The following is a 22,072-nucleotide window of genomic DNA, read 5'->3' as shown; positions in this document are numbered from 1 at the left end:
GGGCCCGCATCCCCCTTTCCGGGGGGTGCGGGCCCTACGCTTTGTAGGGCAAGGAGCGCGGCGGCGACGGGGGATTCTGTGGACGCTGGAGCAGTGGGCATCAAGGTGGCGTCCTCGGTCGTGGTGCCGTTGCTGAAGCGGCTGTTGCTGCCGCCGCCCAAGGCGCCGGGAGCCGAGTACTCCGAACGGCCCGTACGCATCAAGGGGTTGCTGTCCTTCGCCGGGGACCATCCCTCGCTCAGCAAGGACGACATGCACCGGCTCGCCCAGGAGCTGGTGCGCCGCGCGGTGCGGTCGGCGGGGCCGCACGAGCGGCCGATCGCGGACGACGAGCACGACGCCGTCGGGCAGGCCCTGACCCGTACGCTCTTCGCCCTCGGCGAGCTCGACATGGACGACGTGGGGGTCTTCAAGCTCGGGCCCGAAGGTCTGGCCGCCGCCCTTTCCCGCGAGGCCGGGCCCGAGACGCGCAGGCTGCTCACCCGCGACGCGGCGCTCTTCCACGACGTGCTCCTGCGCACGGCCTGCGTGCACCTCGTGCGGTTCTTCACCCAGCGGCCCGGATTCGCGGCCCGCGCCCAGCTCGAGGAGTTCCACGAACTGCGGCGGCAGAGCGAGCAGTTGGAGGTCATCCTGCGCCGTGTCTCGGGCGACGACTGGACGGCGGCGGACGCGCGCTTCGAGGAGAAGTACTCCGACTACGTCATCAACGAGCACGGCAACCTCACCCTCTACGGCGTCGACCTGCGCAAGACCGACCGCAAGGTGTGGCCCCTGGAGAGCGCCTATCTGAGCCTGCGGGCGGTCGCGACGGCCGCCGCGGACGACGAACCCGACCTGGACACCGAGGGGAGGGCGGCCGTGCTCGAGGAGAGCGTCGAGTCCGTCCTCGTCGGGCACCGCCGCGTACTCCTCCAGGGGGTCGCCGGCACGGGCAAGACGACCCTCGTCCAGTGGCTGGCCCTGACCACCGCGCGGCAGGACACGGTGCCGGGACATCTGCCACAGCTCCTCGGCCGCGTTCCGTTCGTCCTGCCGCTGCGCACCCTGGTCCGCGAGGGCACCGAACTGCCCCTGCCCGAGGACTTCCTGCGCCGCACGGGCTGCCCGCACGCGGGGAGCGAACCCGACGGCTGGACGGCGCGCGTGCTGCAGAACGGCCGCGGGCTCCTGCTCATCGACGGCCTCGACGAGATCCCCAAGGCCGACCGCGCACGCACCCGGGACTGGCTGCGCCGGCTCCTCGGCGCCTTCTCCGGCAACCTGTGGCTCGCCACCACCCGTCCCTCCGCGCTCGCCCCCGGCTGGCTGGAGCGCGAGGGCTTCCACGAGTTCACCCTGAACGCGCTGCGCCCCGACGATCTGCGGCGCTTCATCCAGCGGTGGCACACCGCGACGAAGGCCCGCGAAGGGGCGGGCGAGAAACTGATCGAGTCCCTGCGCACCCGGCCCGAACTGAGCAGGCTCGCCACCAACCCGCTCATGTGCAGCCTGATGTGCGCCCTGCACGAGGAACGCCACGGCTTCCTGCCCGAGGGGCGCGCCGCCCTCTACAAGGCCGCCCTGTCCATGCTGCTCGAACGGCGCGACAAGGAACGCGGCGTACGGCCCAAGATCAGCGAGGTGGACGCCACGCTCAGCGAGGAGGCCGCCTCCGAACCCCTCAAGCGCTTCGCGTACTGGCTGATCCGCAACGAACGCACCCAGATCGAGCGCCCGGACGCCGTGGACCTGGTCCGCAGGCTCCAGCCCCAGGTGCCGAGCCTGGCGCAGATGGGAGCGCCCGAGGACGCACTGCAGTACCTCATCGAGCGCACCGGCGTACTGCGTGAACCCGCCTCGGGCGCCGTCGACTTCATCCACCGCACCTTTCAGGATTATCTCGGGGCCAAGGCGGTGCTCGAAGAGCGGGACTTCGGCATCCTGGTGAAGAACGCCCATGCGGACGAGTGGGAGGACGTGGTGCAGATGGCCGTCGCGCACAGCGATCACAAGGGACGCGCCGATCTGCTCATCCGGCTCAGCGACCGCGCCCACCGCGAGAAGGACTCGACGGTCCAGGCCAGGCTGCGGCTGCTCGCCCTCGCGTCGCTCGAACAGGCCACCCGCCTCGACCCCGACGTGCGGCGGACCATCGAGACCGAGGCGGCGCGCATGGTCCCGCCGCGCAGCCTGCGCCAGGCCAGGGTCCTCGCCCGCACGGGGCCGCTGCTGCTCGGCCTGCTGCCCAGGGCGCGCGACCTGGACGGCGACGAGGAGCTCGCCACCGTCCACGCGATCTGCCAGATCGGCGGGGACGCCGCCATCCCGCGCCTGCGGGAGTTCCTCGACACCCGCCAGCCCGTGGTGCGGGCCCAACTCCTGGGCCACTGGGACCGGTTCGAGACCGGTGTGTACGCCGACGAGATCCTCCGGCCGCTCCTCACCGCGGACCCCTCGCAGCCCGTCACCGTCCGTTCGAGCGCCGAGCTCGACGCCCTCGCGACGCTGCCCGGCTGCGAACGCGTCGGCATCCACGGCGACTTCGCCCCTGAGGCCGTACGCGCGGCGCTCGACCCGCGGCGCCTTCGCGAGCTCCGGCTGCGGGGTGCGCTGCAGCTGCAGGACGCCGGCCTGCTCGCGGACTTCCCCGCGCTGGAGAGCCTCACCCTGCAGGGCTGCCGCAACCTCAGGGAGCCCGCGCCGCTCACCCGGCTGCCCCAGCTGCACACCCTCGTCCTCGAGGACCTCCCGCAGTTCGAGCCGCTGTCCAAGCTCGCGGAGTGCCCGCGGCTCAGCGCCCTGCACCTGGGGCTGCAGGTGCCCTGGCGCGGCCTCGACGACCTGTCCCGCCTCACTGACCTGCGCGTCCTCGCGCTGCCGATGGGCACGGTCGAGCTGACGCAGATCGACAACTTCCAGGCACTGGAGGAGCTGCGCCTCCACGAAGCGGGCGAGCGTCTGCTGCCGGACGGCTGGGGCGCCCTGCTCGCCCGCCTGCCCGAGCTGCGCACGCTGACCCTCTCTCCGGAGCAGCTGAGCACGCTGCTCTTCGATCCCAGGGCGCAGGTCTCGCAGATCACCCATCTCTACGTGTACGCCAAGCCGGGTGCGCCCGTGTCGTTGCGGCGCATCGCCCGGAGGCTGCCGGGACTTGTGGAAATCCATCTCACCCAGGGCTCCGACATCGATCTCTCGCACCTGGCAGGACTGTCCGGGCTGCGGCGGGTCAGGCTCGCGTACCCGGGTGAGGTACGGGCGGCGGTGAATCTTCCGGACCGGGTGGATCTGGAGATTTACCCGCAGCCCTGAACGAAAGGGGGGTAAGTTCCACTGTTCCGAGGGGAGTTGGAGCAACAGTCAGCGGCTGGTCACCGGGGGAGCGCCGCGCCTCGCCCCGGTGGTGGCCGAAGGCTCCCAGGGGGAAGCAGGAAGTCGTCGGATGGGCAAGCCGCAAACGCCACTGCTGTACGGTCGCGATCCACTGGTGGGCTCACTCATCCCGTCGCTCACGGGTCTGGCGTACGACGAACGGGCGCGCAGGAAACGGGAGTTCGGGGACGATGTGCCCGTCGTGCTGCTCACCGGGCAGCACGGACTCGGCCGCAGCGCCGTCCTCGACGGTCTCGCGCGGAACTACCACAAGCGGCTCCCGCTGGCCCATGTGCGGGCCGTGGTGCCGGGGACGCCCGCCGCCGTGCCCGTCGCCCCGGCGCAGGACGGGGACGTGCCCGCCGCGCCCGCCGCCGACTTCGTCCAGGTGCTCGAGCGGATCGTGTGCGCGCTGGCACCCGGGACCGGACTGTTCCCCGTCCTGTTGCCCGGCCTGTTCGCGGTCTCCGGCTGGTCCCTGGACGACGCGGACGGGCGGGACGCCGTGTGCGCCCGCCACGCCCGGCTCCTGATCGCCTGCGGCCTCATCACCGGGGGCGAGCGGGACGTGGCGCGGCAGTGGTCGGAGCGGGTCGGGGCCTCCGTCGCCGAGGCGAAGAGCGCGGCCGACGTCGGCGTGGAGGTGGCGGACGACGACGGTTCGCTGCCGGTCACCGCGGCGATACTGCGTGAACTCCAGTCCCTGCGGGGGCTCGGACCCGCCCGGAACTGGTACGGGCGGCGGCACACCCCACCGGACGGCGCCACCGGGAAAACCGACGCCCTCCTGGAGATCGGCCGGCGCTTCCACGCGGGCGGCGACTACCGCGGCGCCGTCGAGAAGACCCTGATGGCCGCCTTCCTTGAAGAAGTCGCCGCCGCCTACGGCCTGGTGCGGCACATGAACCGCGAACCCTGGCCACTGATCCTCATCGACGAGGCGCACGCCCCCGCCGGGCAGCGCTTCCTGAACCTGCTCCTCAAGCACCGGGCCAACGCGCAGCGGCCCCACCGCGACCGGATCACCGTCGTCGCCACCCGTCTCGGTGATCTGCCGCACGAGGAAGCACCGCAGGCGGTGCGCCGCGAACTGAGCGACCTGCTGCCCGCCGCGGGCGGCGCCCGGCGCAAGCAGGCGGCCACCATCTGGCAACGCACCGGACACGATCCCTCCGCCGGACTGCTCGTCGTGCCGCTCACGCCGCTGAGCAGGGACGACGTCCTGTCGATGCTCGACCGTGCGTCCGTACGGCTGCTCCACCCGCACCTGGCGTCCGCGCTGCACTCGCTGACCGGAGGGCACCCGGCGGCCAGCACCGTGCTGTGCGACGCCGTGGTGCACGCGGCCAGGCAGAACCGCGCGGTGGCCCCCAAGGACCTGCTCGACCTGCCGACCCCGCAGGGGCGCCCCGTCACCCAGGTGCTCCTGGAGGACCTGCTGCCCGACCGGCGCCAGCGCGACCGGCTCCTCGTGCTGTGCCTGGCGCGGGACAACGCGACCGCGGAGGCACTCGCCGAGGATCTGCGTCTGGACGGGCCCGAGCAACTGCCCGCCAACGCGGCGGCGCAGTATCTGGTGGAGCGGCAGTGGCAGCAGTCCGTGCCCGTCGACGCACCGCTGGTCGAGAGCAAGCTCCTGCAGTCGCTCCTCGTCCACGAGGCGCGCCGCACCTCGCCCCCCTCCGACGACCCGCACAGCTGGTACGAGATCCACCGCTTCCTGCATGTGCACCACGTGCAGCGCTCCGACACCGAGGACTCCGGGGAAGCGGACGCGCTGCGGCACAGCCTGGCCGCCGGGAACGCGGCACAGGTCGTGGACATGCTCGCGGACGAGTTCGGCGCGGAGGAGGCGGAGCAGAGCGTCCAGCACTGGCTGTTCTGCCTGCGGCACTGCGCCACCGCTCCGACACCCCCGGTCAAACGTCCCGGGTCGGACGCGAACTCCCCTGAAGATCAAGGCGGTTGGAGCGACCACCGGGTGGAGATCGCCCTCGGTGAGCACGCGGCCCGCTACACCCACCTCGACGAGGCGGGCCGCAGCATCAACCGGCTCCTGCACGCCCTGTGGTACCTGTCCGAGCCGTACGCCGACGCGGCGATCGACCCGGACGCCGAAACCCTGTGCCAGGCGGTGGGCGACGAACTCGGGTTCCTCTGCCGGCGCCACCCCACCTGGTACGCAGCCCTCGGCAGGGCCGCCCGCGACTGGCCGGTGGCCGCCCGCAAACGGCAGGTCCTGCCCGTCCCCGCCAGTGAGGGGTCATGATGTTCAACCACCCGCCCAAGGAGTGGGGCCCCCTCGAATGGCTCGTGGCCGTGGTGGTGGTCGCCGCCCTGATCGCCGGCCTGGTCACCTGGACCGGCTCGCGTCCCGGTCCGTGCGGGGACGGCCTGGAGGAGATCGCCGGGGAGTGCATCGGGGTCACCGACGAGGCCTTCGACGCCGACGACAGGACCGAGAGCCTCCTCGAGGCCGTGGCCGAGGAGAACGCCCGCGTCGAGCAGGACTGGGAGAACCCGCCGGGCGACGGCGCCCGCATTCCCTACGTACGCATCGCCCTGATGATGCCCTTCACCTCCGATGCCTCCAGCGCGATGACCGGCGACATGATCCGGCGGGCCCTCGCGGGCGCCCACGCGGCACAGCTGCAGGCGAACAGTGCCAGCGGGCCGCACTATCAGCTGCTCTTCGCCCCCGACGGCAAACACCTCAGTGAGTGGGAGCCCGTCGTCGACCGGCTCGCCGAGATGACGCGGGACACCGAAGCCCCGCTGGTCGGCGTCACCGGCATACCGAGCAGCACGACGGAGACCCGCGAGGCGGTCGCCGAGCTCACGAAACGCGGTATCCCCACGGTCGGCCCGGTCATCACCGCCGCCTCCATGAACTTCAGGTACTTCTTCAAGACGTCGCCCAACAACCAGCAGTTCGTCACCGCCCTGTCCCACTACCTCGACCGCTACCCGCAGAAGAAGAAGGGCCTGCTGCTCTGGGACAGCCGCGAGGGCGACGTGTACTCCAAGAACCTGCGCCAGATCTTCGAGCGGCACTTCGGCAAGGACTACGACCTGAAGAACCACAACTCCCACTACATCGGCTCGTCCGGCAAGGACCAGGGAGTCCCGCAGCGGTTCGCCGACGCCGTGGCGAGGATCTGCCGCGACAAGGCGGACACCGTCTTCTTCGCGGGGCGCGACCAGGATCTGCCCGCCTTCATCAACCGCCTAGCCAACGAAGGCGGTTGCACCCGCAGCGGCAAGCTGCGCATCCTCAAGGTCGGCATCGGCCTCGAACCGACGCTCACCTCCGCCGACATCGAACGCAGCCTGCGCAGGGCCAACGCCACGATCGTCGACGCCTCGGCCTACGACCCCGACTGGGCGGACGACCCCGGCGGCGCGCCCTCGGGTTTCTCCCCGTTCCAGGCGCGCTTCAACACGATCGACAACGAACACAAGCTGGGGGACAAGGCGTTGGAGGACGGGTACGCGGCCATGTACTACGACGGCTTCGCTCTCCTCGTGTCCGCCGTCGACCGGACGTACAGCGAGATCAGCGAGGAGGACAAGAAGACACCCGCGCACCGTCTTCCCTCCACCAAGGACGTCTACAGCACGCTCACCCAGTCGACCCTCAGCGGCGACACCTGCACCGGCTGTCTCGTCGGGGCCGGTGGCACCTACGGATTCACCGGGCCGGGCGAGAACGATCAGTGGGCCGTCTGCAAGCCCGTCCCGATCATCGAGTTCCCCTCGGTGGCCCGCTCCGACGACAAGAAGAAGCTGCCGCTGTACCGGACCTACCGAGGGGACAAGGAGAAGAGCTGCCCGTCATGAGCGGCGGGCCGCCCGCGATCAGGCGGGGAAGCCGCCGTACGGCACCGTGATGAGCTCCATGGCGTGCCGCGAGGGGTCCAGGAAGTACACGCCACGGCCGCCGTCATTGGTGTTGATCTCACCCGGCAGCTTCTGCTGCGGATCGGCCCAGTGCTCGATGCCGCGTGCGCTGATCTTCTCGTACGCCGCCTCGAACTCCGGCTCGGAGACCAGGAAGGCGTAGTGCTGCGGGGTGATCTTGTCCGCGGGGATCGTGGCGAAGTCCAGGGTGACGGAGTTGCTCAGTTGCACCGCGATGAACGGGCCCCACTCCGCGGTGATCTCAAGGCCCAGCAGGTCCGCGAAGAACTCGGCGGACTCCCGGTTGTCCCGGGCGTGGATGATCGTGTGATTCAGCTCTACCGACAAGGAATGCCTCCAGAAGGCATCTCCCGACACCTCCATGCCTCACCCAGCCGGTGACCGACACGCGATGTCGCCGTGGATCTTAGGCACGGCGACAACGCGCTGTCGAGCTATTTCCGAGCTATCTCCCGCGCGATCCTGCTCTCTCGCTACCGGGAGATCACCCTTCCTCCCAGCTGACACTGCCGACGCCCGTGCCACCGAAGCAGCGCGCGCTCGACACGTCGGACTCGCCGGGCTTCAGCGTCTTCCAGGCACCGCGGGCGTCCGGCCATCCCCCGCAGACCACCTTGACGCGGAAGGCCGTCACGACGGTGGTGTTGTTCTTGCAGTGCGCGTGACCCCAGTAGCCGTCGGTGTCTGTGCTGCACGTGAGGGCCATGACGGTCACCGCCGGTTCCCGCGGCGCCGCCGCCGCTCCCGGCATGACCGCGAACACCGGCAGCGTCACCGCCGCCATGGCCGCGAGCTTGAGCGTGAGCCCGGTGAGGCGAGGCTTGTTCATACGGGGAACTCCTTCTTGGTCCGCGGCGCGGTGCACGGGAAGCGCACCGCCGTCCGCACACCTGTGATGCTTTCGGGCGGCCCTGTCATGCCGCTCACTTGACGGTCACTCGACACTCACTCCACGCACTGGAATCATGACGCAACGTGACTGGGGTGAGGATCGCGGAGTTCGAGTACAGGCTTCTGGGGCCGCTCGAAGTGCTGTACGACGGCAGGCCCGTGGCGATGCGCGCGGCCAAACAGCGCGCCCTGCTGGCCGCGCTCCTCGTGGACGCCAACAAGGTCGTCACCACCGACACTTTGATCGACAGACTGTGGGACGACCCCCCGGACGGCGCCCGCAACGCCCTGCAGAATTACGTCCTGCGGCTGCGCCGCACCCTGGGCGGCCCGTCCGGCGGACCGATCCGAACCTGCGCGGACGGCTACCGCATCGACGTGCCCGAAGAGGCCGTGGACCTGCACCGGTTCGACGCCTTGGTCACCCGGGCCCGGTCCGCGGCCGCGGCGCGGGCGGCGGAGCGCGCCTCGGCGCTCCTGGGCGAGGCGCTCGCGCTCTGGCGCGGTGAGGCGTTCTCGGACGTCCCGTCCGAGCGGCTGCGCCGCGAGATCGCGCCCGCGCTCAACGAACGACGTCTCGGCGCCCTCGAGTTCCGCACCGACGCCGATTTCCGTCTCGGGCGGCACGCGGACGTGCTGCCGCGGCTGCGTGAACTCACCGCCGCCCACCCGCTGCAGGAGCGCTTCTGGGCCCAACGCATGCTGGCCCTCTACCGCTCGGGCCGACAGGGCGAAGCCCTGGAGTGCTACCGCACCGTCAGCGCGCTCCTCCTCGACGAACTGGGCGTCGACCCGGGCGCGGAGCTGTCCCAACTGCATCGGCGGGTGCTCACCGCCGACCCGACCCTGACCGAGCCCGCGGCACCGGACGGCCCACGGGCGAAGGGGAACCTGCCCGCCGAGACGACGACGTTCATCGGCCGCGAGAGCATGCTCCGCACCACGCGAAGACTGCTGGAAAGCGCCCGTCTCGTCACGCTCACCGGTCCCGGCGGAGTCGGCAAGACACGCCTCGCGCTGCGCGCGGCAGCCGAGGCATCCTGGGCGTTCCCGCACGGCGCGTGGCTCGCCGACCTCGCACCCCTCACCGAGCCCCGGCTCCTGGACCGTGCGGTCGCCGACGCACTCGGCATCCCCGACCAGTCCTCGCGGCACGGCACGGAGGTGCTCGTCGAGCACCTCCGGGAGCGGCGGCTGCTGTTGGTCCTCGACAACTGCGAGCACGTCGCCGAGTCGGCAGGACACCTCGTCGGTACGCTGCTGCGCTCGGCGCCGGGCCTGCGGGTCCTGGCCACGAGCCGCCAGGGACTGCGGGTCGCGGGGGAGTATCTGCTGCCCGTACCGCCGCTGGCCGTCCCCCAGGGCCGTGGCTCGCCACCGGCGCTGACGCGCAGTGAGGCCGTGCGGCTGCTCGCCGACCGTGCCGATGCCTGCGCCCCGCACTTCCGGATCACCGCGGGCAACCAGGAGGCGGTGGGCCGCCTGTGCCGTCGCCTGGACGGCATCCCCCTGGCGATCGAACTGGCAGCGGTGCGCCTCGGCACGCTCTCGGCCCAGGAGATCCTGGAGCGCCTGGACGACCGGTTCCGGCTGCTCTCCGGCAGTGGGGCGCCCACGGGACCCCGGCACCAGCGCACCCTGCGTGGCGTCGTCGACTGGAGCCACGACCTGTGCGACGCACGGGAACGGAGCCTGTGGGCGGGGGTGTCGGTGTTCGCGGGCGGCTTCGACCTCGCGGCGGCCGAGGCGGTGTGTCCGGGCGAGGACACCGCCCGCGAGGACATCGTGGACGTCCTTGCCGCCCTGGCGCACAAGTCGCTGCTCACCGTCGACACCACCGGCCCCCGGGCGAGATACCGCATGCTGGAGACCTTGCGCCAGTACGGCCAGGACAGGCTCCGTGAGCTCGGCAGGGACATCGAGCTGCGCCGCCGCCACTGCGCGTACTACACCGACATGACCGCGCGGGCGGCGGCGAGATGGTGCGGGCCCGACGAGGTCCCATGGCTGTCCCGGTTGCGCCTGGAGTCGCCGAACCTCCGGGCGGCGCTGGACTTCTGCGTCACGGGAAAGGGCGACGCGACGGCGGGCCTCGCCATCGCCGCCAGCCTCACCCGTACGCGGTACTGGTTCTTCAGCAGCTCACTGGGAGAGGGCAGGCACTGGCTGACCCGCGCCCTCGACCTCGCCCCGCAGGCCCCCGCCCCGCTGCGGATCGGCTGCCTGACGCTCACCGCCTGGATCGCCCTGTGCCAGGGGGACCAGTCGGCCGCCCAGCGTTTCCTGGCCGATGCCGCGCGGCTCGGCGCGGACAGCACCGACGACGCGGCACGGGGCGTGCTCGCCTACATGGAAGGCGTCTTCGCCTTCCTCATCCACGGGGACGCACGGTCCGTCCCGCTCCTGGCGCAGGCCAGGGAAGGGTTCCGGTCCCGCGGTCAGGTGGGCGACGCCCATATGGCCACCATGCTCTGGGCCATGGCGACGGCCTTCCTCGGTGAGCGCGAGCCCGCCCTGGCGGCCGGGCGGGAGTACGTGAGCGAGGCCGAGGCCCATGGCGCCGGCTGGGCCCACTCCTGGGGACTGTGGGGCATGGGACTCGCGGAGTTCCGGCACGGCGACGCGCACCGGGCGACGGGCCTCCTGCGTGACTCGCTGCGCAAGCAGCGGGCCATCGGCGACCGCTGGGGAACCGTGTGGGGCATCGAGGCCATGTCCTGGGCGGTGGCCGCCACCGGGGATCACGGCCGCGCCGCCCGGCTGATGGGGGCGGCGGCCCGGCTTCTGAGGACGACGGGCGTCGCGCTGGCGGGCCTGCGTCCGCTGCACGACGTACACACCGAGGTCGCACACCGCCTCCGCGACGCTCTGGGCGAGCGGGCCTACGCGGCGGCCTTCGCGGAAGGAGAGGCGACCCGCGACCCCCTGCGGCTGGCGCTGGGCGGGACGGGGGCCCGGTGAGTCAGCGCCGTGCGTTCCCGTCCCGGGAGAGGGCCAGGAAGGCGGTCCAGGCATCCGGGGCCACGGTGAAGTGGGGGCCTTCGGGGTTCTTGGAGTCGCGGATGTGGATGGCGGTGGGGTGGGCGGCGACTTCGAGGCACTCGCCGCCTTCGCTGCCGCTGTAGCTGGACTTGCGCCAGGCGTACGCGACTTCGAGGCAGGCGCCGCCTTCGTCGCTGCTATAGCTGGACTTGAACCACTCAAGCGCTGTGCTGTCGCTCATTGCTCTCCTAGCATTCGGTCCAACAGGCCCTTAGTGTCCTCGGTGTTGAGGGCCTGCGTTCGCAGCATCGCATACTTCTGGTTGAGGATCGCCACCTCGTTTGCATCGATGATCAGCTGGCTTCCACGAACCGTCTCGGTGTAGGCGAGTCTCTGATGCTCGGGGGTTTCCAGCAGGATGAACGGGCCCGAAAGTCCCGCGTGGGAGGTGCGACCCAGCGGCAAGATCTGCAACCAGAGGCCCGGTAGTTCTGCGTACTCACGCAGGTGGCGCACCTGCCCGGCGTAGACCTTGTGGCCCCCTAGCTGGTCACGCAGTGCGGCCTCCCAGATCACGAAGCTGATCATCGGCGGCTGCTTGAGATGCAGGATGTCCCGCCGCTCGATGCGCTTGGCGACGAGCTGTTCGATCTCGTCCTCGTCGTACACCGGGACGCGACTGCGGAAGATTGCTCGTGCGTACGCCTCCGTCTGGAGCAGGCCGGGCACCAGCAGGCTCTCGTACCACGAGATCGCAATAGCCTCCCGCTCACAGTCCAGATACTCCTCCGCCCACCGAGGAACCAGATCCACCTCCGGCATATTGTCGACGGCGGTCTCCAACGTCCTGTGCGTGCCCAGGAGTTCATCCAGCTGCACCGCCAGATCCATCTTCAGCGGCCGCCGCCCTTGCTCGATGGACGCGATCTGCTCCTCGCCGACGACGAACCGCTCGCCCAGGGACTTCTGTGTGTACCCGGCGGCCTCGCGGTGGACGGCGAGCAGCGCACCCACCATTCGCATCGCCGAGGCATTCCTCCGTGACCGTCGCTTAGGGCTGCTCATGTGGTCCAACTCCCCACTAGTGTCCGTGCGTTCACGCGGGGGACCCGTACAACGCAGCCGTACGACCTCACGTACTGCACCATCATGACCACGGAGTGTGACCCTCGTCACGTGAATGACGAAACTCCACTCCCGTCCCGGCGGGACCCCCGAGAACGCTTCTACCGGCGCGAACGCCAGTCCGTACCCGCCGCCCGCGCCTTCGCGCGCGCCGCGCTCGTCGGCTGGGGAATCCGCGCGAGGGCGGACGAGATCACTCTCTGCGTCAGCGAGTTGGCGACGAACGCCCTGCTGCACGGCGTACCGCCCGGACGCGGGTTCCGGCTCCGCCTCCAGCGCGAAGGCGACGTACTCCGCGTCGAGGTGCACGACAGCGGCGGCGGATGGCCCCGCCCGGAATCCGGTGGCGACGGTGATGCGGAGTCGGGGCGCGGTCTGCTGCTGGTGGCGGCCCTGGCCGACCAGTGGGGAGTCATGGAGCGCGACCCCGGAAAGACCGTCTGGTGCGAGTTCACCGACAAGCAAAGGGGCGGGAGTGACCTCGCCACTCCCGCCCCAGTGCTGCTACCCGGTCATCCCGCCGAAGCGGATCAGCTCAGGAGCTCGACCTCCGCGAGCGTCGCGGACCCGTCCGGCACGAGCCGGTAGTGCGCGTACGTCCCCGGATCGTCGACCGTGAACACCCGGGTCTGCTGGTCCCAGGCGAAGGACTCGCCGGAGCGCTTGTCCAGCTCCTTCCACTTCTCGCCGTCGGTGGAGCCCTGAAGGACCCAGCCGTCCGGCGCCTTGGTCTTGTCGGTCGACGACGTGAGGGTGTACTGCACGGCCTTCGTCTCCTTGGTGACCGGGAGGTCGACGGCCGCGTCGGACGTCGCGTCCGTGGCCGAGGAGTTGTCGAAGAGCGCGCCGTCACCCTTGATGGCGTCACCGCGCGGCGACGGCACCTTGTCGTCCTGCGTGACCGACGTCGGCTGGGCGTTCTTGCCCGTGCCCCACGAGGAGGGCTTCGGGCCCATGTCGAACTCCAGGACGCCGCCGCGTGCGATCTCCTTGTGGGGGAGCGCCGTGGAGGTCCACTTCTTGCCGTTGACCTTCAGGCCCTGGACGTACACGTTCTTCGCGCTGTTCTTGGGCGCCTTGACGACCAGGTCGCGGCCGTTGTCCAGGTGCACGGTCATCTTGGTGAACTGCGGCGAGCCGATCGCGTACTCGCCGCTGCCCATGACCAGCGGATAGAAGCCGAGCGAGGAGAAGAGGTACCAGGCCGACTGCTCGCCGTTGTCCTCGTCGCCGTGGTAGCCCTGCCCGATCTCGCTGCCGGTGTAGAGGCGGGAGAGGACCTCGCGGACCTTCTCCTGCGTCTTGGACGGCTCACCGGCCGCGTCGTACATGTAGGCGGCGTGGTGGGCGACCTGGTTGGAGTGCCCGTACATGCCCATGCGTACGTCCCGTGCCTCGGTCATCTCGTGGATGACGCCTCCGTAGGAGCCCGCGAACTCCGCGGAGCCCGTCTCCGGAGTGGCGAAGTACGTGTCGAGCTTGTCGCCGAGGCCCTTGCGGCCGCCGTAGAGGTTGGCGAGGCCGCGCGAGTCCTGCGGGGCGGTGAAGGCGTAGCCCCAGGCGTTCGTCTCCGTGTAGTCGTGACCCCACACGCGCGGGTCGAACTTGTCGGAGGGGACGCGCCAGTCACCCTTCTTGTCCTTGCCCTGGAAGAAGCCCGGCGCGGTGCCTCCGCCCGCCGCCTTGTCGTCGAAGAGGTGCACGTAGTCGCGGGCGCGGTTGAGGAAGTACTCCGATTCCTCCTTGTAGCGCTTCTCGCCCGTCTTCTTGTAGAGGGCCTCGCCCATGCGGGAGATGCCGTAGTCGTTGACGTAGCCCTCGAGCGCCCAGGACAGGCCCTCGTGGGTCTCGCTGGAGGTGTAGCCGAGGAAGGGCGATGTCTCCATGCCCTTGCGGCCGACGCCCTTGCTCGGCGGCACGACCGTCGCGTTCTTCAGGGCCGCGTCGTACGCGTCCTTCGCGTCGAAGTCCACGCCCTTGACGTAGGCGTCGGCGAACGCCACGTCCGACGAGGTGCCCGTCATCAGGTCCGCGTAGCCGGGCGACGACCAACGGGACGTCCAGCCGCCGTCCTTGTACTGCTGCACGAAGCCGTCGACCAGTTCACCCGCCTTCTTCGGCGTGAGGAGCGAGTAGGCGGGCCAGGTCGTGCGATACGTGTCCCAGAAGCCGTTGTTGACGTACGGCTTGCCGTCGACGATCTTCGCGCCGGTGTGCGTCGGGGTGTCGGGACCCGTCTGCGGCGAGAAGGGCGACGCGTACTGGTACTTCGACTTGCCGTCCGCCGTGGTGACCTTCTCGAAGCCCGAGTTCGGGTAGAGGTAGAGGCGGTAGAGGGAGGAGTAGAGGCTGGTCCGCTGGCCCTCGCTCGCGCCCTGGACCTCCACCTTGCCGAGGATGTCGTCCCAGCTCTTCTGCGCGCGGTTCTTCACGCGCTCGAAGGACATGCCGGACGGGATCTCGCTGTTCAGGTTGGCCTTGGCCTGGTCGAGGCTGATGAGCGAGGTCGCGAGGCGCAGGTTGACCGTGCGGTCCTTGCCGGCCTTGAAGCGCAGATAGCCGGTGACGTCACCGCCGCCTCCGCCGTCGAGCTTGCCGCCCGCGGTGACGGGTGCGTCGAAGGTGCCGTACACGAAGAGACGCGTGGCGCCGGTGGAGAGCCCGGACTTCACGTCCGAGAAGCCGCTGACGATGCCCTTCTCCTCGTCGAGGGTGAGGCCGCCCTTCTCCGAGACGTTGTCGAAGATGACGCTCGCGTCGTCACCGGGATAGGTGAACTTCATCATCGCCGCGTGATCGGTCGGGGCCATCTCGGCCTTCAGACCGTTCTCGAAGGTCACGCCGTAGTAGTGCGGGCGTGCCGTCTCCTTTTCGTGCTTGAAGGGCAGCGCGCGCTTGGTCCTGGACGCGGACGGGGTGTCCTTGTCGACCGACGGCATCATCTGGAAGGTCTGCCGGTCACCCATCCAGGGGCTCGGCTCGTGGCTCGCGCTGAACGCCTGGATCGTCGGCAGGTTGTCCGCGTTGTTGCCGCGCGCGTAGTCGTAGAGCCAGCTCAGGGACCCCGCGTTGGTGACGGGCGTCCAGAAGTTGAAGCCGTGCGGCACGGCCGTCGCGGGGAAGGTGTTGCCGCGCGAGAAACCGCCGCTGGAGTTCGTGCCGCGGGTGGTGTCCGCGTAGTCCGAGGGGTGGGCCTTCGGCTTGGCCGGGGCCTTCTCCTTCAGGGAGACGTCGTCCACCCAGCCACGGAACTTCGCCGGGCCCTTGGGCGAGTCGTACGCCACGAGCACCCGGTCGACGGTCTTGCCGCGCGCGACCTGCCCGATCCGCGACGCCACGTTGTTCCACTGATTGACGTAGAGGCTCTTCGCGGCACCCTGGCCCTGCGGGGAGAGCGCGAAACCGTTCTGGTCCACGGCCTTGAGGTCACTCAGATAGGTGCCGTCGGTGAAGGCCAGGTCCACCGACACGTTCGTGGCGTCGTAGTCGAGGTCGCCCTCCGCCATGGACGGGAAGATCCGGTAGGAGAGCTCGGTGTCCCGGCGCACCGAGACGTTCACGTCGAAGACCTTGTTGTACGAGTAGCCGCGGCCGTCCACCTTGTGGGTGCCCGCGTAACGCAGCGCGCGCTTGCCGGTGAACCCGGCGCCCGACTTCGCGGTGGGGGAACCGCTGGGGCCGCGGTCCACGAGGGAGAGCATGTCCTCGGGGACGGGCGACTCGGTGCCGCCGACGGAGAGCTGGACGTCGGAGAGCTGCAGGGCGTCGGACGCGCCGTTGTTGGCGGTGACCTCCAGGCGGTAGTGGGCGTACGCCGTGCCGTTCTCGAAGTCGTACTTCTTGGTCTGGTGACGCTTGTCGAACGCCTCGCCCTTACGGGTGTCGAGGGTCTTCCAGTCCTTGCCGTCCGTGGAGCCCTGCAGGGTCCAGTCCTTGGGGTCGCGCTCGTCGTGGTCGTTCGCCGACGTCAGCGCGTACGTCACGGCCTTGGCGGGCTCGTCCAGGTCGAACTCGACCCAGCCGGTGGCCGCGAAGGTGAGCCACTTGCTGGTGGGCTCACCGTCGATCAGGTTCTCCTTGACCTCGCCGCTGCCGGAGTTCTCACCGCTGGCGCGGACCTCCGTGACGTGGTCGTTCACACTTCCGGGTATACCCGCACTGAACGCGCCGTTGACGCCGGCGGTCCGCTTCTTGCCGTCAGGGCCGGTGTCCACGGTGTTCAGCCAGTCGGGCTGGGCGTCACCCTCCTCGAACGAAGAGACGAACTCCCGCGCGGCCTTGGGCGGTTTCTCCGGTTTGGCCACCGCCGCGCCCTGCGAGGTCGCGACGAGCGTGAACGCGGCCGCTCCGAGGACCGCGGCCGAACGATGGTGTCTGAAGCGAGGTCTGCGTGATCTGTGCGGCATCCCCGGAACCCTCCCTGCGAGTTGGACAACGTTGTCAAGTCGCTGCTCAGGGTCCAGTAGGGCGGCAAGTGGTGGGTGGTGTCAAGGCTGTTGGAGGCGTCGGGGGAGCCGGGCGGGGCGACGGGGCCGAGGGGAAAGTCCAAGGGGACCCGGGAGAAAGTCCAATGAGGTGCGAGTGAGTGCCGTGGAAGATCAATGCGGGGGAGCGGCGGCGGGTCCCGGACGCGGTCGTTTCCGTCGGCTTGATTTGCTCACGCCGTGAACGAACCAGGCCGTGTCTCCGCGAGGTCTCAACTCGGGAAAGACTGCTGGCCCAAGCTGCGTTCGATCTTGCTCTGCTGCCGAGAAGTGGACTATACCTATCGGCACCCTGAGTGGCGGGTGCGAGCCCTTGCCATGTAGTTGTCGCACGCAACGCACCACCAAAGCTTCAACTGACCCGCGGTGTCGGGCCCTTCGCCACTGGCGAGCTGTCGGGAGCCCCGTACGCCGCCTGAGTCCTGGAGAAGGCGAGGACTTGAGCATGGGATCCACCAGCATCAACCGTCGTGACGTGATGAAGAGGGCGGCGGCCACCAGCCTTCTCGCAGTGCCGGCCGTGGGCGCCCTGAGCTCCTGCGCGAGCGGTGGCGGGGACGAGAACAAGGCGGAGAAGGGCGACAAGTCCAAGAAGAACCCGCTCGGCGTGAAGGAAGACGCCGGTCTCGCCGTGGTCGTCTTCAACGGCGGTTACGGCGACAAGTACGCCCAGTTCGTGACCGACATGTACAAGAAGCGGTACCCGGACTCGGACGCCGGACAGAAGTCGACGACGAAGATCGCCACCCAGGTACAGCCGAAGATCGTCCGCGGCAACCCGACGGCCGACGTCATCAACAACTCCGGCGCCGACCAGATGAACCCCGGCAAGCTGGTCTCCAACAAGCAGGTCGCTGACCTCACCGAGCTGCTCGACGCGCCGTCGTGGGACGACCCGAACGTCAAGGTGCGCGACATCCTCGAACCGGCGGTCGAGGCGAGCGGCAACTTCGGTGGTCCTGGCACCTTCCAGGCCGGCATCTCGCTGACGGTCTACGGCACCTTCTACTCCAAGAAGCTCCTCGAAGAGGGCCTGGACTCCGAGTACCCCAAGACCTGGGACGAGATGCTGGCCGTCTGTAAGAAGGCCAAGGCCAAGGGCATCCACGGCTGGAGCTACCCCGGCGGCCACCCGCGGTACATGTTCTTCAGCATCTACACGATGTTCGCGCAGCGCGGCGGGCGCGAGATCACGACGGCCATGGACTACCTCGAGCCGGGCGCCTGGAAGAACGACGCGGTCAAGGACGTCTTCGAGGCCTGGGAGGAACTGGTCGCCAAGAAGTACGTCCTGACCGGCTTCGACGGCACCGAGGCGCACACGGAGATGCAGACCGCCTGGACCAAGGAGGGCAAGTGCGTCTTCGTGCCCAACGGGTCCTGGGTGGAGAACGAGGCCAAGGACACCACCCCGAAGGACTTCGGGATGTCGTTCGGCCCGAGCCCGTCCCTGGACTCGGGCGACAAGATGCCGTTCGGCACGATCAACGCGCCGGCCGGTGAGTTCTACGTCGTCCCCGAGAAGGCGCAGAACCGGCAGGGCGGCCTGGAGTGGCTGCGGGCGATGTACAGCAAGCAGGCCGCCCTGAACAACTTCAAGGAGCTGTCCGCTCTGCCGGTGGTCAAGGGGGCCATCGACGGCCAGGAGATGCCGCACGGTGTGGCGAGCGTGCAGGCGGCGATCAAGGCCGCCGGCAAGAACGTCGTCATCGCGAAGCACATGGACTGGTACAACGAGCTGTTCCGCGAGGACTTCAACAACATGATCGCCAAGTTCATGCTGGGCCAGATCGGCACCAAGCAGGCCATGGACATCATGGAGAAGGCCGCGGCCCGGATCCTCAAGGACCCTGACGTTGTCAAGGTCAAGAAGTCCTGATCAGCAGCGGATCGACCGAGAACGCGGGCACGTGAGCGAGGCGGGGCGGAGTGGCGTGAAGACTGACACCCGGGTGGACGATTCCCCACCTTCGAAGAAGGCACCGGACCGAAAGCCCAAGGCGCCGAACGGGTTGTTGTTCCTCCTGGCGGTGCTGCTGCCACCCCGCCTCACCCCGCAGAGCGTGCGCTACGACCGGCGCTACCGGACGCTCGACAAGTACCGCTTCATCGTGGGCTTCCTGTCGCTGCCGCTCGCGTTCTACGCCCTGTTCGTCATCTCGCCCTTCATCCAGGCGATCTACTACTCGTTCACCGACTGGTCCGGCGGGCCGGTGGCGAACTTCATCGGCTTCGACAACTTCACGAAGATGTGGAACGACGAGCGCTTCTGGGAGTCCCTGGAGGTGAGCGTCACGCTGGCGATCGTCGCCCCGCTGCTCACGCTCGTGCTCGGCATGTTCTTCGCGTACATGATCACCTCAGGCGGCCGGCACCGTAAGGGCCAGGCCATCGCGGGGGTCGCGGGTTCGTCGTTCTACAAGATCGTCTACTTCTTCCCGCAGGTCCTGTCCGTCGCGATCATCGCCGTCGTCTGGGGCCGCGTCTTCAACACCAACAGCGGTCTGATCAACGGCGGTCTCGACAAGGTGGGCGTCGACGGGCCCGCCTGGCTGGGCGGTGACCGCTCGCTCGCCCTCATCGCGGTGATGATCGTGCTCTCCTGGAGCTTCGTCGGCTTCTACGTGGTGCTGTTCTCCGCCGCGATGGGCGCGATCCCCAGGGACATCTACGAGGCGGCGCTGCTCGACGGCGCGGGCCGGGGGCGGACCTTCTTCAGCGTGACGCTCCCGCTGATCTGGGACACCGTACGGACCGGCTGGATCTACATGGGCATCCAGGCGCTCGACTCGTTCGCGATCGTCCTGGTCATGGTGCCCGAGCACGTCCTGAAGGTGACCCCGGTCTTCCTCTACGAACGGTTCCGGGACGGCCAGTACGGCTATGCCACCTCCATCGGCGTCGTCCTCCTCGTCCTCAGCATGGCGTTCTCGCTGATCGTCATGAGGATCGGGAATCGCGACCGGATCGAATACTGAGACCGCGGGAGCCACTGCCTCATGACCACGACCACAGCGCCCCGCACCGACGCCGCCGGCGTACCCCGCAAAGAGGGCGACTCGGCCGGCGGAGCGACCCTCAACGTCTTCTCGCACGCCTTCCTCGTCCTGTGGGTGGTCCTCGCGGCGGGCCCCCTCGTCTGGGTCGCCCTCACCGCGTTCCGCCCCTCGGTCGAGATCCTCAGCGACCCGATGGGCTGGCCGACGTCCTTCCACTGGGAGAACTTCACCAACGCGTGGACGACGGCCAGCATCGGCCAGTACGCCCTCAACTCGCTGATCATCCTGGCGGGTTCACTGACGGGCACGATGTTGCTCGGTTCGATGGCGGCGTACGTGATCGCCCGCTTCACCTTCCCGGGCAACCGGCTGATCTTCATGCTCTTCGCGGGCGGGATGATGTTCCCGGTCATCCTCGCCCTCGTCCCGCTCTTCGCGGTCATGGAGAACTTCGGCCTCCTGGACACCCGTCCCGGCCTGATGATCGCCTACATCGCGTACTCGCTGCCCTTCACCACCTTCTTCCTCACCTCCTTCTTCCGCACGCTGCCGACCGGCGTCCAGGAGGCGGCGATGGTCGACGGGGCCTCGCACACCCGCACGTTCTTCCAGATCATGCTGCCGATGGCCAAGCCGGGCCTGGTGAGCATCGGCATCTTCAACTTCCTCGGCCAGTGGAACCAGTACCTGCTTCCCCTGCTGCTCAACAACGAGGAGGAGGGCAGGTACGTGCTGCCGCAGGGGCTCGCCTCGCTGGCGGTCTCGCAGGGCTACCGGGGCGACTGGGGAGCGCTCTTCGCGGGCCTGACGATCGCGATGGTTCCGGTGCTCGTCGTGTACGCGGTCTTCCAGCGGCAGGTGCAGGCCGGGCTCACCGCGGGTGCTCTCAAGTGACCCTGATCGCCGGTGATTTCAGCTTGGCCACGAAAGTGGTCTAGGCCTGTTGTGCCAATTCCGGCCGTGAGTAATGTCGGCCCCACGGCGCCGCGGGGGGAACCTTTTGCCCGCGTTCAAGTCGACACCGATGTCGAAGGGTTGAACAGCATGAGGAATCGATTGATCGCCACCGGTGCGGCAACGCTCGCGATGGCCATGGGAGTCACCGCCTGCGGCGGTGACAGCGACAGCGGCGACGGCAAGACCATCAAGATTGTCGCCGCCGACTACGGCGACAAGGCCTCCAACGCCTCCAAGAAGTACTGGAACGGCGTGAAGAAGGACTTCGAGGCGGAGAACAAGGGCTACAAGGTCGACGTCCAGGTCATCAACTGGAACGAGATCGACAAGCAGGTCAAGAACATGATCCAGGCGGGGAACCAGCCCGACCTGCTGCAGACCGGCGGCTACGCCGACAAGGTCGCCGACGACCTGCTCTACAAGGCCGACGAGGTCCTCTCGCCCAAGACGCAGGGGAACCTCATCCCCACCTTCGCCAAGGCCGGCGAGGTCAAGGGCACGCAGTACGGCATCCCGTGGGTCTCCTCCAGCCGCGTCATGTTCTACAACAAGGCCGTCCTGAAGAAGGCGGGCGTCAAGACGCCGCCCAAGACCTGGGACGAGGTCGCCGCGGCCGCCAAGAAGATCAAGTCCTCCAAGGCCGCCGAGACCCCGTACGCCCTGCCGCTCGGCCCCGAGGAGACCCAGGGCGAGACGATGATGTGGGAGCTCGGCAACGGCGGCGGCTACACCGACGAGAGCGGCAAGTACACGCTCGACAGCGCGCAGAACGTCGAGACCTTCGACTGGCTGCAGAAGAACCTCGTCAAGCCCGGCCTCACCTACTCCAACCCGGCCTCCACCGACCGCAAGACGGCCTTCGCGGACTTCGCGGCCGGCAAGGTCGGCATGCTCAACGGCCACCCGAGCCTGATCCAGATGGCCAAGGACGGCAAGGTCGACTACGGCGTCGCGCCCATCCCCGGCAAGGACGCACCGCTGGAGTCCACCCTCGGCGTGGCCGACTGGATGATGGCGTTCAAGGACGGCGGCGCCGAGAAGGAAGGCGTCAAGAAGTTCCTGGACTTCACGTACTCCAAGAAGATGCTGGAGTTCGACGAGATGTACAACCTGATGCCCGTCACCCAGGACGCGCTGAAGGAGATGCAGACCAACGGCAAGCACAAGGACCTGGAGCCGTTCTTCGAGGTCCTGCCGAACGCCAAGTTCTACCCCCTCGGCGACACCGCGTGGGACGTCATCTCCGCCGAGATGAAGAAGACCGGCGGCAAGGCCGCGAGCGACGACCCGAAGACGGTCCTCGGCGACCTGCAGAAGAAGGCGGAAGCGGCGGCTGCCGAGGCCAAGTAGCAGGCAGACAGC

The 22,072-nt window shown here is 69.0% G+C and carries 13 protein-coding genes and 1 pseudogene; 9 read left to right on the top strand and 5 right to left on the bottom strand.

Annotation, left to right across the window (positions count from 1 at the left end; translation table 11 throughout):
• The first annotated feature begins 78 nt into the window (after positions 1–78).
• From AB0M70_RS13025 to AB0M70_RS13015, 3 genes are all read left to right on the top strand, one after another.
• A complete protein-coding gene (locus AB0M70_RS13025; RefSeq protein ID WP_365819458.1) occupies positions 79–3,291 on the top strand; it encodes an NACHT domain-containing protein in 3,213 nt (1,070 codons plus the stop codon).
• Positions 3,292–3,421: 130 nt separating this feature from the next.
• Positions 3,422–5,620, top strand: coding sequence for an ATP-binding protein (locus tag AB0M70_RS13020; protein ID WP_365819456.1), 2,199 nt, complete (start codon positions 3,422–3,424; stop codon positions 5,618–5,620).
• Positions 5,617–7,191 carry an ABC transporter substrate-binding protein gene (locus AB0M70_RS13015; RefSeq protein WP_365819454.1) on the top strand — a complete coding sequence of 525 codons (1,575 nt, stop codon included), beginning with the start codon at positions 5,617–5,619 and terminating at the stop codon, positions 7,189–7,191. The genes AB0M70_RS13020 and AB0M70_RS13015 overlap by 4 nt, the downstream gene beginning before the upstream one ends.
• Positions 7,192–7,209: 18 nt before the next feature.
• Here the strand turns inward: AB0M70_RS13015 and AB0M70_RS13010 are convergent, their stop codons facing one another.
• Both AB0M70_RS13010 and AB0M70_RS13005 read right to left on the bottom strand, forming a co-directional pair.
• Positions 7,210–7,599: a VOC family protein gene (locus AB0M70_RS13010; RefSeq protein ID WP_365819452.1), complete on the bottom strand. Its 390-nt coding sequence runs from the start codon at positions 7,597–7,599 to the stop codon at positions 7,210–7,212.
• Positions 7,600–7,756: 157 nt separating this feature from the next.
• On the bottom strand, positions 7,757–8,101 hold the full coding sequence (locus AB0M70_RS13005; RefSeq protein ID WP_365819450.1) for a hypothetical protein: 345 nt from the start codon (positions 8,099–8,101) through the stop codon (positions 7,757–7,759).
• Positions 8,102–8,247: 146 nt separating this feature from the next.
• On the opposite strand from AB0M70_RS13005, the gene AB0M70_RS13000 reads away from it, so the two are divergent.
• Positions 8,248–11,124: a BTAD domain-containing putative transcriptional regulator gene (locus AB0M70_RS13000; RefSeq protein ID WP_365819448.1), complete on the top strand. Its 2,877-nt coding sequence runs from the start codon at positions 8,248–8,250 to the stop codon at positions 11,122–11,124.
• 1 nt (position 11,125) lies between these two features.
• Here the strand turns inward: AB0M70_RS13000 and AB0M70_RS12995 are convergent, their stop codons facing one another.
• Together AB0M70_RS12995 and AB0M70_RS12990 are read right to left on the bottom strand one after the other, a co-directional pair.
• On the bottom strand, positions 11,126–11,386 hold the full coding sequence (locus AB0M70_RS12995; protein ID WP_365819446.1) for a DUF397 domain-containing protein: 261 nt from the start codon (positions 11,384–11,386) through the stop codon (positions 11,126–11,128).
• A complete protein-coding gene (locus AB0M70_RS12990) occupies positions 11,383–12,210 on the bottom strand; it encodes a helix-turn-helix transcriptional regulator (protein WP_365819444.1) in 828 nt (275 codons plus the stop codon). Before AB0M70_RS12990 ends, AB0M70_RS12995 begins: the two co-directional genes overlap by 4 nt.
• An 84-nt stretch (positions 12,211–12,294) precedes the next feature.
• Here AB0M70_RS12990 and AB0M70_RS12985 point away from each other — a divergent pair.
• Positions 12,295–12,723: pseudogene (locus tag AB0M70_RS12985) on the top strand (ATP-binding protein); the annotation flags it as partial.
• 77 nt (positions 12,724–12,800) lie between these two features.
• Here the strand turns inward: AB0M70_RS12985 and AB0M70_RS12980 are convergent.
• The gene (locus AB0M70_RS12980; protein WP_365819442.1) at positions 12,801–16,676 is read right to left on the bottom strand and encodes a GH92 family glycosyl hydrolase; all 3,876 of its coding nucleotides are present in this window, start codon (positions 16,674–16,676) and stop codon (positions 12,801–12,803) included.
• A gap of 523 nt (positions 16,677–17,199) precedes the next feature.
• On the opposite strand from AB0M70_RS12980, the gene ngcE reads away from it, so the two are divergent.
• From ngcE to AB0M70_RS12960, 4 genes are all read left to right on the top strand, one after another.
• On the top strand, positions 17,200–18,633 hold the full coding sequence (gene ngcE / locus AB0M70_RS12975) for an N-acetylglucosamine/diacetylchitobiose ABC transporter substrate-binding protein (protein WP_365819440.1): 1,434 nt from the start codon (positions 17,200–17,202) through the stop codon (positions 18,631–18,633).
• Positions 18,634–18,817: 184 nt separating this feature from the next.
• Positions 18,818–19,732, top strand: coding sequence for a sugar ABC transporter permease (locus tag AB0M70_RS12970; protein WP_365819825.1), 915 nt, complete (start codon positions 18,818–18,820; stop codon positions 19,730–19,732).
• A gap of 21 nt (positions 19,733–19,753) precedes the next feature.
• Positions 19,754–20,647, top strand: a complete 894-nt coding sequence (locus AB0M70_RS12965; protein WP_365819438.1) for a carbohydrate ABC transporter permease — start codon at positions 19,754–19,756, stop codon at positions 20,645–20,647.
• A 150-nt stretch (positions 20,648–20,797) separates the two neighbouring features.
• Positions 20,798–22,060: an extracellular solute-binding protein gene (locus AB0M70_RS12960; protein ID WP_365819436.1), complete on the top strand. Its 1,263-nt coding sequence runs from the start codon at positions 20,798–20,800 to the stop codon at positions 22,058–22,060.
• Positions 22,061–22,072: the final 12 nt, after the last annotated feature.

The organism is Streptomyces sp. NPDC051214 (assembly GCF_040682375.1).
Lineage (GTDB): Bacteria > Actinomycetota > Actinomycetes > Streptomycetales > Streptomycetaceae > Streptomyces.
The sequence above is the reverse complement of the archived record's forward strand: the minus strand, read 5'-3'. Positions and strand labels throughout refer to the sequence as shown.

What these genes read in the sequence shown, in the direction of transcription:
- AB0M70_RS13020 (WP_365819456.1), top strand. Translation starts at nt 3,422, where the DNA reads ATGGGCAAGCCGCAAACGCCACTGCTGTACGGTCGCGATCCACTGGTG.
- AB0M70_RS13015 (WP_365819454.1), top strand. Translation starts at nt 5,617, where the DNA reads ATGATGTTCAACCACCCGCCCAAGGAGTGGGGCCCCCTCGAATGGCTC.
- AB0M70_RS13005 (WP_365819450.1), bottom strand. Translation starts at nt 8,101, where the DNA reads ATGAACAAGCCTCGCCTCACCGGGCTCACGCTCAAGCTCGCGGCCATG.
- AB0M70_RS12995 (WP_365819446.1), bottom strand. Translation starts at nt 11,386, where the DNA reads ATGAGCGACAGCACAGCGCTTGAGTGGTTCAAGTCCAGCTATAGCAGC.
- AB0M70_RS12990 (WP_365819444.1), bottom strand. Translation starts at nt 12,210, where the DNA reads ATGAGCAGCCCTAAGCGACGGTCACGGAGGAATGCCTCGGCGATGCGA.
- AB0M70_RS12980 (WP_365819442.1), bottom strand. Translation starts at nt 16,676, where the DNA reads ATGCCGCACAGATCACGCAGACCTCGCTTCAGACACCATCGTTCGGCC.
- ngcE (WP_365819440.1), top strand. Translation starts at nt 17,200, where the DNA reads ATGGGATCCACCAGCATCAACCGTCGTGACGTGATGAAGAGGGCGGCG.
- AB0M70_RS12965 (WP_365819438.1), top strand. Translation starts at nt 19,754, where the DNA reads ATGACCACGACCACAGCGCCCCGCACCGACGCCGCCGGCGTACCCCGC.
- AB0M70_RS12960 (WP_365819436.1), top strand. Translation starts at nt 20,798, where the DNA reads ATGAGGAATCGATTGATCGCCACCGGTGCGGCAACGCTCGCGATGGCC.